Genomic DNA, 15,146 nt, shown 5'->3' with positions numbered 1-15,146 from the left:
TTAAAACATACTAAATAAATTTTCTGATTTATCCTCAAGACCACAGCCATAAGAAACTGTGGAAAGAAGACCGAAAGCAGGCGGTGAGGCTCCTGCAAGCAGGGAATCAATGGCCATTTGAGTGAAATTGCTACCGGGATCAGTGCAATATCTGGCCTTGTTGTAATTTCCACGATAATACAGTTTACTTTCTCTATTGATAATGGCTGCCTGAGGCGTGGAGTAAACGCCCAACTCATTTGCCAATGCTCGATTCAAATCACGGATTACGTTGGTATCACCGTCGAAATAATCTTTTACCAGATCAATGTCAGCAAATTCAGGAATGACAACGATAAAGCGAATTGAGTCGCTGTACTTTCTCTTTAATGAGTTGTAATGCTTTAGGTTGAATCTTGAACATGGACATTCTGGGTTGAAAAAGTGGTACAGTGTAGGGATGGCCACGGTTTGATTGTAATAATTGTTCAAGTGCACTTCTTGGTTGACATAAACCAATGAATAATCCTTGGGAATTGGGGTAGGGAGTGTGTATTGCACCTCTTGCTTCCAAAATAAATAGCCGATCGTAGCGAAGGTAGCTACGAGAAATAAGGCAATGCCTGCATATTTCAAAGCAGTTTTCATGGTTAGGTAGGTTTAATACAAAAATCCAAATAGCACGGAGAGAACACCCTTGGATTCTTCCGTAAATCTTAAAATAATTTTAATCGTATGCTGACTGGAATATATAGCTGGTATATTAAAGTTATTGATTGTTAAATAAAATAAAATAAAACGAAGATATATTTTTGGTGTGAACTAAAATTTGGGTATTTCTCCTAGGTGTTTATAGGCTGAATTACCTATTGTCTATCTAATGGAAAGACTTAGTTTTTGTGTGTTTTAAAATGTGTAATGTATTTATATGGCCTTTAATGAGCTATTTAGTAAGTAAAGTAACTTTCTCTAAAATTAGAGGTTCAACAGTTTTTGAGTGCTTGTGTTTTCGTAATCACTTATGATGAGCCAGATGCTTGTCCTAAACCAATTACCAGAGTTAATGCATAATGCATCTTAATAACTAAATTATTTATTTTATTATATATCTATTTTAATTCTCGTTCATAACTATTAGCTTAGCTAAAAGCAGCTCTGAGAGTACTGTTTTACCTAACCTACCTAACCATGCGAATATTATTTTTGGTGACAAGCCATAATGGATTGAGTCAACGTTTGTTTTGTGAACTGGTGTCTGATGCTCACAAAGTGCAAGTTTATGTTCTTCATGATGACGTCGAAACAATTAAAGTCGTAGATGACTATAATCCGGATCTTATCATCGCTCCCTTCCTAAAAACAGCCATACCAGATTCTGTTTGGAAAAAGTATGTTTGTCTTATTGTTCATCCTGGTATAGTTGGTGATAGGGGGCCTTCTGCCTTGGATTGGGCAATCATGAAGGCGGAATCTATTTGGGGAGTTACTGTGTTGCAAGCAGCTCAGGATATGGATGCTGGAGATGTTTGGGCCTCAGACGAGTTTGAAATGAGAAATGTGACCAAAAGCAATCTCTATCGGCATGAAGTAACTCAGGCTGCATCAAGAGCAATAAAGAAGGCAATAGCCAACTTTCAAGATGAGGCGTTTAGACCAGAGGTGTTGGACTATAAGAATTCAAATGTAAAGGGCTGTTGGAATAATCCAATCAAAAGAAGTGATCGAGCTTTTGAGTGGTCGGACACCACAAACTCAATTGTTCGAAAGATTAAGGCAGCAGACAGCACACCAGGTTTGTTAGAGACAAAGATTTTTGAGGAGCCTTTTTTTATGTATGGGGCTCACCCAGAGTCTATACTTAAGGGACAACCGGGGGAAATAATTGCCAAAAGAAATGGAGCAATTTGTGTGGGTACCGGAGATGGTAGCCTTTGGGTGACTCACCTTAAGAAGAAAGGCGGAGGGGTAAAGAGAAAATCAACTGATGTGCTTGGTGAAATACTTATTGGAATTCCAGAAGCTCCATTGGATCCTTTTGATTCTTATAATGATCAGGATACTTTCCGAGAAATTTGGGTCGAAGAAGCTGGTGATATTCTTTATATCCATTTTGATTTTTACAATGGTGCTATGTCTACTGATCAATGCAATAGTTTGAGAAAGGTATTTATGCAGGCCTGTCAGTTAAATCACAAAATGATAGTACTCCAAAGTGGGGGAGATATTTGGTCCAACGGAATAGATTTGAACGCTATAGAATGTGCGGATAACCCAGCAGATGAATCGTGGAAAAATATCGTTGCCATTGATGACTTGATCAGAGAAATTATAAACTGTGAGTCTAAAATTGTGGTGTCGTCCATAACAGGAAATGCTGGTGCAGGTGGAGCAATTATGGCACTTGCTGCAGATTTTGTCTTTGCCAGAGATGGGATTGTTTTAAACCCTCATTACAAAAACATGGGGTTGTTTGGTTCTGAATATTGGACTTATTTATTGCCTAAAAGGGTAGGGCAAAAGAATGCCACCCAACTGACGGAGGACTGTAGCGTGTTGGTAGCTAGTCAAGCCAAGAAATTAGGATTTGTGGATGATTGCTTTGGGGAGACACTCGAAGACTTCAAATCTATGGTCAAGGAGAAGGTACGTAAATTAGCTGAGCATGCAGCGTATGATAAAATCATTGCCGACAAGCGGCTAGCGAGGTTAAAGCACGAGACGAAAAAATCGCTTGATAGTTATCGAGATGAAGAGCTAAAAAAGATGAACCAGATATTTTATGACCCCGAAAGTGATTACCATTTGAAGAGACACTTTTTTGTATGCAAAGTAAGTCCTCAAAGACAGATCGAATCTAATTGGAGTGTTGTCAACTATAAGTGTATTGAGTCTAAACCAGTACTTGAAAATGCCTAGTAGCCAATTAGAACACGTCTTAAATCTCGGTCAAATCAATAAATAGTAAACCTTCCGGTTCTCTGCCTATAGCTCTGGCCTTGCGTACTTGTTTTTTTGTGCGCTTCTGTATGTAGTTCAAACTCATATAGGTATTGTAGTAGCTTTTGAAGTTGAGTTTATCTTGAACCATCCACTGCTCATAATTGGCTAGTTGATCCCTAAATTCTGCGTTTTCAAGATTAGGGCTATTTAGACCATCGATGTGATAATCCCGAAGTATGGCGAGTACATAGATTAATTTTTGCTGTAGTAGAAAGGTCTGGCTTCTCAATGATCCGTATCTGTTCAGATCATTAAAACCAAAGGCATTGACACCACCGGCGATGGCTGCCATGATACCAATATATGGTACCGCCTTGTGTGCCGTTGTACCTTCTGTGAATACATTTCCAGCTGCGGTGTAGGTGGCAAAAAGCATCGTCATGACTGATAAACCTCTTTTTAAATTTTTCACACTTCCTTCCCTCTGTTCAAGATCGGTATGCATTTCATTCAAATGGTCAATTAAAAAAACGGCCTCATCTCTATAGTTTAGGTAGCTCTGGTAAGTAATTTCTGTGTTTTCGCGGTGATGAACAGTGAGGGTAAAAGCTCGTTGGTCGATAGAACCATCAGGGTCCTCTGCCACCATGAGCATGTCAAACTTTTTTGGTTTCAGCTCGATGCCAATAATGTCATAGCCAGGCGTCCAGTCTAATTCTACGGCGTTGTTTTTTGCTACCCAGGTCATTCCTTCCGGAGCTCCAATAATGTCAAACTTTAAATCAGCAAAGTCATCGTTGGCATCTTGAATAAAGATGGTTCTATGGAAAGGAAGGCCTTCATACACCGCTTCGTTTTGTAGGTTCAGGATTTTTGGAGGCTGGTTCATGACACTCCGTTTGATGAGGAATGTCTTATTGATGGAAATAGGGTTTTCATTGCCTTGTTCGCTCACCTCTACGTAGACCTCAATAGGAAATAACTTCTTGAGCTGCTCAATCTGATAGGGGTTGAGCTTCCAATAAAATTTGCCATTGGTTAATTTCGGATTGCCAATTGAGGTAGGAATATCCATTTTGTATACCAAGGAATCCTGGTCCGGGTCCACCACGGAAAGATCTACTTCCAATGCTTCATTAGCATGTAGGAGGTATTCATCAAGCACCGGAAATTTGAAGTATGGTGATTCGTTTTTTCTATTGATGATAAACAAAAAAACGTGCTGAGAATTTTGTCCCTGCGTATCATGCGCATTGACAGTCAAACTGAAATACTTTTGTTCTAAGTGAATTTCCAAAGGTGTCCATTGGAAGGTAAGTTGATTATGAATGATTTCTACCTTGCCATTACCAATATGATATTCTCCACTATTGTCATTGAAGAAGTGATCCAGTCTAACTTTGGAAGAATCCTGCGAAGCGTACCCCAAAACTGAAAGTTCAATAGTTTGGCCTGGGTGCAATTGGTAAAACCCGTTGGTCAATTCATGGTTTGAATGAATAAAAAACTTGGGAGGATCGTAGTCCGCCAAAACCTTGATAAAGATAGACTCAATGTCTATGAGTCTAGCACTATCTATCAAAAAGAACTCTACGGTGATTTTTGAATCCTCCGAACTTTCAGGGATTACCCAAGAGAAAACGCCATCCGAAGAAAGAGTGGCGCTTTCTGGTGCATTTTTCATTATAATGCTTCCAGAACCAGTTTTCCGTACTTGCACGCTAACTTCGTCTCCTACTTTGGCTTCGACAAATTTCTCACTAATAGACAAAGAAGGGTCATCTTGTGCTGAGAGTGCTTGAAATAAGAATAGGAATAGGTTGAGAAGTACTAACTTTTTGGTCATTCTTTCCTGGCGATTGAAACAGTAATTAACTTGTACTCTTGGGCTGACTACAAATATAAGACCGAAAAAAGATTAATGCGAAGATGCTCTAGGCTACTTGCCAGGGATTAGGTCCTGAAAGTAATTCGTCCAAATCACCAACACCATTTTTATCATTTTCTTGCTTGAGCTGGTCTTCCATATGATCCTCGTAACTGTACCTTTCTTCTTTATAGAACAACCCGAATGGTCGGGGTAGCACACCTGGTTCAGCACTATATTCAAAAAATTGCGTGAGTATGGTCGCCTTTATTCGATCTGAAGGATCGTGTATCCAGCACTCTTCTGGTGTATGACCATTAGATAACTCTATGATTTTGGGTTTAAACCCATCCAGAGTAACACCCTTGTTTGCATCAGTCCCAAAGATCAAAGGTTTGCCTTCTTCCAGCATTACAACATGGTCATCTTTTACTTCTTTATCAGAAAAAGGAGCAAAACAACCATCATTGAAGACATTACAATTTTGATAAATCTCAACAAAGCTGGCTCCGTGGTGATTGTGGGCTTGAAGCAAAGTTTCACGCAAGTGAGTTGGGTTTGTGTCGATAGACCGAGCAACGAAAGTCCCCTCCGCTCCTAAAGCCAACATCAACGGGTTGAATGGGTAATCCAGTGACCCTTGAGGAGTAGAAGCAGAGACCTTACCAATAGGGGAGGTAGGTGAATATTGACCCTTGGTCAGTCCATAAATCTCATTGTTGAACAGGAGAATGTTGACGTTGAAATTTCTTCTTAATAGGTGGATTAAATGGTTGCCACCTATAGACAATGCATCGCCGTCTCCTGTTATGATCCATACATCTAGTTTCGGATTTGCTGCTTTCAGTCCACTGGCAATGGCGGTGGCTCTCCCGTGGATGCTATGCATGCCATAGGTCTCGGTGTAGTAGGGGAAGCGCGAGGAGCAGCCAATCCCTGAGATGAAAACAATGTTCTCTCGAGCTACGCCAATTTCAGGCAAGATCTTCTTGACTTGATTGAGAATGCTATAATCTCCGCAGCCTGGGCACCATCTGACTTCCTGATCTGAGGCAAAGTCTTTAGCGGTGTAGTTTTTAGGTTCTGCTATTTTATCCATGACTCAATTGATTTAAGATGGCTTCTTTTATTTCTTGAACAGTAAATGGTACCCCCTTAATTTTTGTGACACTTTTGATGGGCAATAAGAATTTGTTTCTCAATACCATTACGAGTTGACCATTGTTCATTTCAGGTACTATGATGTGCTCAAAATGTCGTAGAATTTCTCCCAGATTGGAAGGGAGCGGGTGAATCATTCTCAAGTGGATGTGAGCGATGTCGTAGCCTTCTTCTCTTAACGAAATAATGGCTGATTCTATCGCGCCATAAGTCGACCCCCAACCGACGACTAGTAGTTTTGACTTTTCATTGCCTTGAGCATAGGATTGTTTTGGAAAGACTTCAGCTACTTTTTCAACCTTCTCTGCTCTGATCTTTATCATCTGCTCATGATTGTCTGGATCGTAACTGACGTTGCCCGTATCTATTTCTTTTTCCAGTCCACCGATTCGATGTTCCAATCCGGCTATGCCAGGTATGGCCCATTTCCTAACCAAGTTTTCGTCCCGCTGATAGGGAAGAAAATGGTCATCTTTTTGTCTTTTTTTGATTAATGGAGGCTTAATATCGGTCAAATCTTTGCTTTCAGGGTATTGCCAGGGCTCAGAGCCGTTGGCGATGTACCCGTCTGTGAGTAGCATGACGGGAGTCATATGCTCTAGCGCTGTTTTACAAGCCATGAAAGTCATATCAAAACAATCCTTAGGTGTGGCCGGCGCGAATATTGGTAACGGCGCTTCTCCATTTCTGCCATAGAGCGCTTGTAGGAGGTCGGCCTGTTCGGTTTTGGTTGGAAGCCCTGTAGATGGTCCACCGCGCTGAACATTGATGATAACCAGCGGTAGCTCTAATATCATTGTCAAGCCAATGGCCTCACCTTTGAGGGCAATGCCTGGTCCGGAGGAGGCCGTGGCTCCCAGGTTGCCGGCAAACGAAGCTCCTATCGCCGAGCAAACCGCGGCGATTTCGTCTTCGGCTTGATAGGTTTTGACACCGTAGTTTTTATATCTGGAAAGTTGATGTAGAATGTTGGAAGCAGGCGTGATCGGGTAGCTGCCATAAAATAGGCCTAATCCAGACTTTTTGGAGGCTGCGACAAGGGCAAGGGCCACAGCTTGGTTGCCATTTACATTTCGGTAATGTCCTTTTGGAAGTTTGGCTGGCTTAATACTAAACCTTGAGGTAAAGGTTTCGCTGGTATCTGCAAAGTTGAATCCAGCTTTAAGCACTTTTATATTGGCTTCGGCAAGTGCTGGTTTTGATTTGAATTTATCAGTTAGAAAGTTGATGGTATATTTTAGGTCTTGATTAAACATCCAATAAACAAAGCCCAGCACAAACATGTTTTTACATCGCTCGATTTCCTTTCGATCCATACCAGTTTCTGCCAGTGAATCTTGGGTCATTTTTGTGACATCAAAATCATGCACGTCGTAGTTGTCAAGAGAATGATCTTCTAATGGGCTGACTCCATTTTCATATTTGGCAAGCGTTAGGTTCTTTTTATCAAAACCTGAGGTGTTGGCTATGATCACGCCACCTTTTTTGAGTTGATGAAGATTGGTTTTTAGTGCAGCAGCATTCATGGCTACCAGTACGTCGTATTGATCGCCTGGGGTAAAGACCTTTATACTTCCTAGTTTTAATTGAAATCCTGAAACACCGAAGAGTGTTCCTTTTGGTGCTCGGATCTCTGCGGGAAAGTTGGGGAATGTGCTAATGTCATTACCAAAAATCTCAACGGTTTCGGAAAATTGACCTCCAGTAAGTTGAATGCCATCACCGGAATCTCCGGCAAAAAAGATAACTGCTTCGTTTGGGGATGTTGCCTTCATGTTGTTTGAAGCATTTGATGTTACTAAAAGTTACGAAATTTTATGGTCAATTGATGGGACAATCCACCATAATTCACTGAATAGCTCGCTTTGGGCGAACTCGATATTCTTCTCACTTGATTAAGGACGGATAATTTGATAAATTAGATATATGAATAAGATCTACAAAATTTGTGTTTGTGTACTGATCAGTGTGTCGTCAGTGTGCACAATTTCGGCTCAATCAAGTTTGACTCAACTCCCTTTTGGGATTGTGATAGGGCAAACCACTAATGAAGAGATTGAAGACCGAGGAACTTGCGTAAACCAAGTGAAAGAAAGCGACGGAAAGGAGAGATGTGAGCAATACAACATAGCAGGAAATTTTTCTGTACTATCCAGCCAAAATGAAGTGGTAAACAAAGTTTATTTCGATGCGGCCGCTGGCAATCAGCTGCCTAGAAAATGGCAAGAGTTAGGCTTGGGATTTGGTGGGCAAAATAGCTCTGGTACTTTGGAGATTGATTTTAGGAACATTATCAAAGCCAATGGCGCTAAGTATATTAACACCTCTATTTCTACCAATGCCAAGGAGGAGGAAGGTGTTTTATTTAAGTTCGATATAGAAGGACTGCGCTATGCGGCTACGGTAATCACTAACAGTACTAAGTCTGATAAGTTGGGCTTACGTAGTATCACCATCACTGAGGCTTATTAGTATCTGGCAGCACCTCGGATTAGGTGTTCATCCACCGCCAGAAGCGCTGAAGCATATTACCTGCTTGCTGTTCCTGTAATTGTTTTTTCTTGGCCGTGACCTTCTTGGGTTTCTTTTTAGCTACGGGAGCTGTAGGCGTTGGTTTGACTGTTTTTTTATAGTGTTGGGCTTTTGCTTTTTTCTTCCGGCGTTCTTCTTGTTCCTTACGCTTTTTCTCTTCCCACTCTTTTTTCTTCCGGGCGGCTTCTAGTGGGTTGTAATCCTTGTTGAACTTTTTACCCTTATAGTTTTTTGGCTTTCTCTTTCTGTCTCTTCTTGGTCCAGTGGTGGTGATAATCTCATCCGGGTCGAATGTTTTCTTTTCTTCTTTTTTAGGCTCTTCGGTTTTTTCAGTTTCTACTTTGGGTTCTGGTAGGTCTATTTTTCCTTTCACAGTCAGCCCCTGAAGTTTAACCTTGGCTGGTTTGATAACCTCTACATTTTCGTCGTAAGCGAGTCGCTCCACATAAGATTCAATCTCAGGATCCAAATCTTCAGGTACCTGAGGAGCATAATCTTCGACTTCGTTTGGTGTTTCTTCAGCTTGGGTTTCTTGGTTTATTTCCTCATCAACTTCGACTGTCTCTGGAGCTTCAGTATCGGTTGGGGCTTCTTCTAATTCATGGGGTAAAGCAATCTCCGCAAATGATTCTGAAACGGTAGGTTCTGATTCTTCTTCCTCAGTTTCCTTTTCAGTTTTCGTAACCTCAGCTTCGGTTTCTTCAACTTTTGAATTCACCTCTTCCGTTTGCTCTTCTTCAGTAGCAGGACTTTCCTCTACTACTTCAGCGATTGGTTGTTCTTCCTGCTCAGGTTTCTCTTCTTCTAAACTCGTCTCATAATGGGCAAGTACTAGTTCAATTTCTTCTTCGGTGAGTTTGGTGTTGGTACCACTGGACAGGTCAATGCTTTGTGACTCCAAAAAGGCAGTCAGCTTGGATGGGGTTATACTTATTTTTCTTGCTAAAGTTCCGAGCCTCATACTGAATAGATTCTTAATAATTCACAAATATAATTGCCAAAGGGTATTCTCTGATATGAAAATGAGTAAACCGTAATTTTTTCTAAGACTTACGGGCTTATGCTTGGGCATGTTTATAACTTGGCCTATAATAATTTAATAATCAAATATTATAAAATGATAAGAGTTAAGAAATTTGGGGTGATACAGACTGCTAAGGTAGTAGCTATCATTTATGTCATTGTGTCTTTTGTTATAGTGATGCCCTTTGCCTTGATTGGTTCTATGCTTAGCGAAGAATTTTTTCCAGAGTTTGTAGACATGGGTGCAGCCGCTTTGCTCATGATTCCGATAATGTACGGTATCATTGGTTTTATCTTTACCGCTATTGGATGTGTGGTTTACAATCTGATTGCCTCTTTTACTGGAGGAATTGAGATAGAAATGGAAACGGCTACTGATTAATACTCAATAAGCACGGCTATAGCCAAAAAGACAGCGGAAATAGCCATTAGCCAACCAAATAAGGGAAGAATGAACTTCAGCCAATCTTTGTAAGGAATGCCTGCTATCCCTAGCATAGCCATCAATATTCCGGAAGTAGGTATAATAGAGTTGGCGAAGCCGTCCCCACAGGTGAAAGCGAATATCGCTGTGTTTCTGGTGATGCCAAGCAAATCGGCCAATGGAACCATAATTGGAATGGTAGTGGCCGCCTGACCAGAACCGGAAGGAATAAAGAAGTTTAAAATCGTTTGGAAGACGAGCATGCCTTCTGCTGCTACAATTTTGGGTAGATACTGCAAGGTGCCAGACGTATAATAAATTACAGAATCCATGATCTGACCCTCAACCAAGGCGACCTGAATTCCTTTGGCAAAGCCTATGACCAAAGCGCCTACTAACATTTCTTCCATACCAAGTATAAATGCTTTCGTGGCTTCATTCAGCGTAAGTCTACCGATGATGGCTGCTACCATGCCAATAAGAAGAAAACCCGCACCCATTTCAGCCATCCACCAGCCTTGCGTCTGAACAGCCCATAAAATACCTACAAAAAGAATGGCACTAACTACTACGATCTGGATGTGTTTGCTGGTTAAGTCAAATTGAGCTAATGAGTCATCTTCCTTATATACATTGTCAGGCTCTAGATATGAATTTGAAAAGTCTTCTTTCAGCTTTTTGCCATATCTCAGCATGTAGAGAATAGCGGTAATCAGAATCACAGCATAAAATATCAATCTAAATCCCATTCCACTTCCTAGAGGAACTTCAGCAATGCCTTGGGCAATCTGTACGTTGAATGGATTGGTAGTGGCCGAAGCAAAACCGATTTCTGCAGATACGAACACTAAGGCCAACCCGTACAATTTGTCATAGCCCAGTTTGTGAGAAACGTATAAAAATACAGGTACAAGCGGGATAAACTCTTCGCCCATGCCCAGAGTGGAACCAGCTGCTGAAATGGCTAACATAAGTACTACGGTCAGTGCAGTACCTGAATTACTAAACCTGTTGATCAAGGCTTGTATCACAGCTGTGATTGTTCCAGTTCGTTTGATCATACCAAAAGCACCACCTATTAGAAATACAAAAAATATGATATCTGCGCTTTCTTCTAATCCTTTTGGAATAGCCTTTAAAAAACCAAAAATGCTCACTGGCGTGGCCTTGCCTTCAACCTCATCGCCTACAAATATGCCTTTGAGGGAATAGTGCTTTGGAATTTCCTGAAAGGAATTGGGAACTACTACCGTTCGGGTCATTTGCCCAACCTGCACCTCTTTTCGCTCATAGCTGCCTGAGGGTATGATGTAGCTAAAAACACTGGCCACCAGAATGATGATAGTCAATAAAGCGAATACGTGAGGGATTTTGATTTTACCGAGCATAATGTAGGGTTAATAGTCCGCCAAATTAAATTGAAATCTTGAAAAGATTGCGTGGCTGGAAGAAATGATTGGTTTATCTTCGAGGATTTATTAACTGCTAGTTCATATTTACAACCTCTTATATGAGAATCCTATTTATTTCATGTTTAATAGTACTAACCTCTTCTCTTGCATCTTCTCAGGATCGCTTAGTTAAGATTTCTGGCGATACAATTGATGTCAAAATGATAAGTGAAGATGATTCATTGATTTACTTTAATGTATACAAAAAGAATCGACCAACTAAAACTTATCTAGATAAAGGCTTAGTAGATACGCTGATTTATGACTCTCGATATATCATTGAATATATTGCTTCAGGAAATGATACAATTACCACAAAGTCTGGACAGAAGCTTGCTGGCAAAATAATTTCTCAAGCAGAGAAAAATGTGGTCTTTAAAAGACGAGTAGATGGTAAATCTAAAACTACCCGAATACGAAAGGAAAACATTGAAGCCATTCAAGAAGGGAAGGAAGAACTTAGATATCTAAAAATGAAGGATGTAATTTCCTTTGGTGCCGGATTAGGTGTCGACTATGCTATTCAAGGAGCTAATTTGCTCGTTTATGCTGGTGATCTCGGATTTTTTGTTGGTATGGGAACAGGTGATAGCAGGGCTGAAGATGGTGGGAATCATTTTGTAGGAGGATTGAGGTTTCGTAGCGAAAACCCATATAGTAACACTCTTGTTAATGGCTATGGTACCGTTATGTATGGACCAAATCTTGTTGAAGGTGACGAGCAAAAGTATGGTATTTCAGCAGGGGGAGGAATTGATATATTTTTCTCAAGAAAATATGCTCACTATGTCACGATTGGGATGAATTTACTGTTTTTTAAGGAACCAAAAGAGGATTATTATTTTAGTAAAGAAGAAAAATTATCTGTGGCACCTAGATTAGCTCTAGGTCTCCGGCTTCCTCTTCATGCTCGACATCATTAGTCCGCCAAATTACTAGTATACGGTGATATCTTAAAGCAATTGTTGATCACATTGTAGAATGCTCTTTTTACTTGCCAACTAACTCCACCTTCCGCTGTGCGGATACGGTTACCTTGTGCTTTTTAAGGTTTTCTATAATTCGAATGTTAACCTCATTTTTAACCAACAAGATATCCTTTGAAACCCAGTACAGAATGTAGAATTGATAGGATTGGTCTATTACCCCCTCAAAATAGGCTTTGCAAGAGGGATATTTCATTACGCCATCGATTTCGGTCAAAGCTTCTTCCATCCATTGGATTACATTTTCTGGCTTGGCCTTGGTGTCTGTTTGGATGACCAGCTTTATTCTTCTCCGTTTGTCAGATAGTGTCCAATTGATAACGTTATTAGAGATAAGGGATGAGTTGGGTACGATCAATTCGGCACCATCATATTGTCGAATTTTACTGGCACGAATACCAATGGCTGTGACTTCCCCCTCAATAGTATCTACCGTCACTATATCTCCTATAGTGATCGGTCTCTCAAATACGAGAATCAAACCAGATATAAAATTCCCTACGATGTTTTGTAATCCAAATCCAATACCCACGCCGAGGGCACCAGCCAGAAGCCCTAAGTTGGCCAAGTCAAATCCCAGGCTACTTAATGCCATAAAGAAACCGAGAAAAATGATAGCATAGTTGGTAATAGAGCCAACCGCCATAGAAACACCTCTCGGCAGGTTGATGCGGTCAAGAAATTCTACCTGGAGTAGTACTTTAGTGAAATTGGCAACCAGCCAGGAAATAAAAAGAATGATACCAAAACTGACTACTCCACCCACTGAGATGCTAATGCTGCCTACTGTGACACCCCAATTCCAAATCTCATGGTATAGTTCCAAAATAGGATTAAAAATCATAGTGGCATTGGCTGTATAATAGAACCAGATAACCAGATAAAAGATTTTCAAGCTAATTTTTATAGTACGAAAGGTTTGGTCCTTATAACGTTCGAAAACTTTAGATTTTTGAGCAACATCTGTATTGAGGAAAAGAAGTACTAACGTTTTGAGACTAACATAAAAGGCACCAAGAAGCAAGGCCAATATGGTGGAGGTAAGTAGACCTTCTGTGATTAAGGTGGATATATATATGTATCCTACAATATTGGAAAGAATAGAAACGAGCATCCCCAACAAAAACAGTGGAGAAACGAATAGCAATACTCGATACCAAATGTCATTGGCCTCACCATGTTTTTCTTCTCTCGTGATATTTTTTAGAAGCCAAAAAAAGTAGTACGCCATGGCGCCTGAAATCGTGAGCATCAAGAGTCGGTTGCTGTAGTCGGAGAGAATAAGTACTCGGCTGGTATCGACCAAAATGAACATGGAAGCAAGAAAGATGATAGTCCACTTCAGTTTCTTTATGATGATATTTGTTGTCACCAGCATGAAAGGAATAAGAAAAAGAAGGCCCATCGCTATGTCCAAGTAGAGGGGCCTATTTTGTAGGAATATAAGGCTAGCCATCAAGGTGAAAAGCATGGCTGCCCCGACAGGACGATCAAGTATTTTTTCTCCCAATGGGAGTTCGGCGAGGTCTTTGGCTTTGAGCTCGGTTAGCCTTCCACGCATCCAATAGATAATGCCTAAAAAGATCGTGAAAATGAGCAGTAGTACTACGATTTTTGAGGCTTTTAGCTGAAGGTAACTTGTTGTTTCCTCCATGGCAATAGGTATCCAGAGCCTGTTGTTAGCCAGTGTTTTATTGTAGGTAGTGCTATCAAATACTGAGTTCCAAATGGGTAGTTGGCGCTGCGAGAGCAAAGTACTGAATTGTGTTTTTAGGGCTTCGTCTAAATGCTGAGCATAGTTGTTGGCCTCAAGTTTTAAATCAAGGATTTGATTTTGAACGTTGATAGCAAGTAGGAGACTATCACTCATCGTTTTCTTCAAGCTCTTGATTTGATCGACCGAAAAGAAAATCCGATCAAAGAGTTCATCAGGGATTTCCTCTTTGTTGGCATAGGCTTCTCTGGTTATCTCCCAGAGCACTTCTTGTTCTGCCAGTTCTTTAAAAATTTTGTCTATTCTTTCCGTGTGTCCTTTGATTGTCATCTCTGGAATGGTAGCCCTGGTGATCAAGCGATCCCATTTTTTCACGAAACCTTCCACGTAGCGATAAGGAAGGTTTTCTTCCATGATATGGTCAGTGATAGTAGTGATGTTATCCAGTTCTTTTTTTAGTGTATCTGCTTGCTGTTTGACTTGTGAAATGATGGGTTCAGATATTACCGTTTTGTACTCGTTTTCTATCTGTTTGACAAGTGTTTCGGCCTGAGATGAAACCTCGGGAATCGCGATGGGCTGAATTTCTTCCGTTTCTTCATTCTGTGGTTGGTTGTCCTGAGACCTTACTATAACTGGTGTGAACAATAAGCAAAGAAGAAGTAGTTTGAAAATTTTCATAAGTGTATGGAATAGTCACTAAAGATATGATAATGAAGAATAAATCACAACGAGAACTATTACGTGACCGTTCAACGTGTTAATACTATATATTTAGCTCATGAATATTGAACAGTTTGATAGAGACAACAAAGGATTCTTTAAAGCAACAGAAAAGGGGCCAGTAGCTGGCCGGATGACTTATTCATGGGCAGGGGAGGATAAAATTATCATCGACCATACCGAAGTTAATCCAGCGTTTAAAGGGAAAGGAGTGGGGAAACAGCTGGTTTTAGCTGCGGTTGATTTTGCAAGAGAGAAGCAGGTTAGCATTATACCGCTTTGTCCCTTTGCTAAAAGTGTATTTGACCGTAATGAAGAGTTGAGAGATGTGCTTTGATTAGGCCCA

12 protein-coding genes are annotated in these 15,146 nt (G+C 40.6%); 5 read left to right on the top strand and 7 right to left on the bottom strand.

The window, feature by feature from the left end:
- Window positions 1-627 carry a hypothetical protein gene (locus ACO6S2_RS17520; RefSeq protein WP_422359859.1) on the bottom strand — a complete coding sequence of 209 codons (627 nt, stop codon included), beginning with the start codon at window positions 625-627 and terminating at the stop codon, window positions 1-3.
- Window positions 628-1,167: 540 nt separating this feature from the next.
- Here ACO6S2_RS17520 and ACO6S2_RS17515 point away from each other — a divergent pair.
- Window positions 1,168-2,895, top strand: coding sequence for an enoyl-CoA hydratase-related protein (locus ACO6S2_RS17515; RefSeq protein WP_422359858.1), 1,728 nt, complete (start codon window positions 1,168-1,170; stop codon window positions 2,893-2,895).
- Between the two features lie 19 nt (window positions 2,896-2,914).
- On the opposite strand, the gene ACO6S2_RS17510 is transcribed toward ACO6S2_RS17515, so the two are convergent.
- From ACO6S2_RS17510 to ACO6S2_RS17500, 3 genes are all read right to left on the bottom strand, one after another.
- Window positions 2,915-4,765, bottom strand: a complete 1,851-nt coding sequence (locus ACO6S2_RS17510; protein ID WP_422359857.1) for a hypothetical protein — start codon at window positions 4,763-4,765, stop codon at window positions 2,915-2,917.
- Between the two features lie 88 nt (window positions 4,766-4,853).
- Window positions 4,854-5,885, bottom strand: a complete 1,032-nt coding sequence (locus tag ACO6S2_RS17505; RefSeq protein WP_422359856.1) for a 2-oxoacid:ferredoxin oxidoreductase subunit beta — start codon at window positions 5,883-5,885, stop codon at window positions 4,854-4,856.
- Complete coding sequence (locus tag ACO6S2_RS17500; protein WP_422359855.1) at window positions 5,878-7,722, bottom strand: 2-oxoacid:acceptor oxidoreductase subunit alpha; 1,845 nt, start codon at window positions 7,720-7,722, stop codon at window positions 5,878-5,880. Before ACO6S2_RS17500 ends, ACO6S2_RS17505 begins: the two co-directional genes overlap by 8 nt.
- Before the next feature lie 151 nt (window positions 7,723-7,873).
- Here ACO6S2_RS17500 and ACO6S2_RS17495 point away from each other — a divergent pair, with 151 nt between their 5' ends.
- Entirely contained in the window at window positions 7,874-8,419 is a 546-nt protein-coding gene (locus ACO6S2_RS17495) for a hypothetical protein (protein ID WP_422359854.1), read from the top strand.
- Window positions 8,420-8,438: 19 nt separating this feature from the next.
- Here the strand turns inward: ACO6S2_RS17495 and ACO6S2_RS17490 are convergent, their stop codons facing one another.
- Window positions 8,439-9,440, bottom strand: coding sequence for a hypothetical protein (locus ACO6S2_RS17490; RefSeq protein WP_422359853.1), 1,002 nt, complete (start codon window positions 9,438-9,440; stop codon window positions 8,439-8,441).
- 156 nt (window positions 9,441-9,596) lie between these two features.
- Between ACO6S2_RS17490 and ACO6S2_RS17485 the strand changes: the two genes are divergently transcribed.
- Window positions 9,597-9,884: a hypothetical protein gene (locus ACO6S2_RS17485; RefSeq protein WP_422359852.1), complete on the top strand. Its 288-nt coding sequence runs from the start codon at window positions 9,597-9,599 to the stop codon at window positions 9,882-9,884.
- Here the strand turns inward: ACO6S2_RS17485 and ACO6S2_RS17480 are convergent.
- A complete protein-coding gene (locus ACO6S2_RS17480) occupies window positions 9,881-11,314 on the bottom strand; it encodes a YfcC family protein (protein WP_422359851.1) in 1,434 nt (477 codons plus the stop codon). The genes ACO6S2_RS17485 and ACO6S2_RS17480 overlap by 4 nt on opposite strands.
- Window positions 11,315-11,436: 122 nt before the next feature.
- On the opposite strand from ACO6S2_RS17480, the gene ACO6S2_RS17475 reads away from it, so the two are divergent.
- A complete protein-coding gene (locus tag ACO6S2_RS17475) occupies window positions 11,437-12,300 on the top strand; it encodes a hypothetical protein (RefSeq protein ID WP_422359850.1) in 864 nt (287 codons plus the stop codon).
- A 67-nt stretch (window positions 12,301-12,367) separates the two neighbouring features.
- Here ACO6S2_RS17475 and ACO6S2_RS17470 read toward each other — a convergent pair whose 3' ends face one another.
- Window positions 12,368-14,758, bottom strand: a complete 2,391-nt coding sequence (locus tag ACO6S2_RS17470; protein WP_422359849.1) for a mechanosensitive ion channel domain-containing protein — start codon at window positions 14,756-14,758, stop codon at window positions 12,368-12,370.
- Window positions 14,759-14,858: 100 nt separating this feature from the next.
- Between ACO6S2_RS17470 and ACO6S2_RS17465 the strand changes: the two genes are divergently transcribed.
- Window positions 14,859-15,137 carry a GNAT family N-acetyltransferase gene (locus tag ACO6S2_RS17465; protein ID WP_422359848.1) on the top strand — a complete coding sequence of 93 codons (279 nt, stop codon included), beginning with the start codon at window positions 14,859-14,861 and terminating at the stop codon, window positions 15,135-15,137.
- Window positions 15,138-15,146: the final 9 nt, after the last annotated feature.

This window comes from Reichenbachiella sp. (assembly GCF_965233835.1).
In the GTDB taxonomy this organism is placed as follows: domain Bacteria; phylum Bacteroidota; class Bacteroidia; order Cytophagales; family Cyclobacteriaceae; genus Reichenbachiella.
The sequence above is the reverse complement of the archived record's forward strand: the minus strand, read 5'-3'. Positions and strand labels throughout refer to the sequence as shown.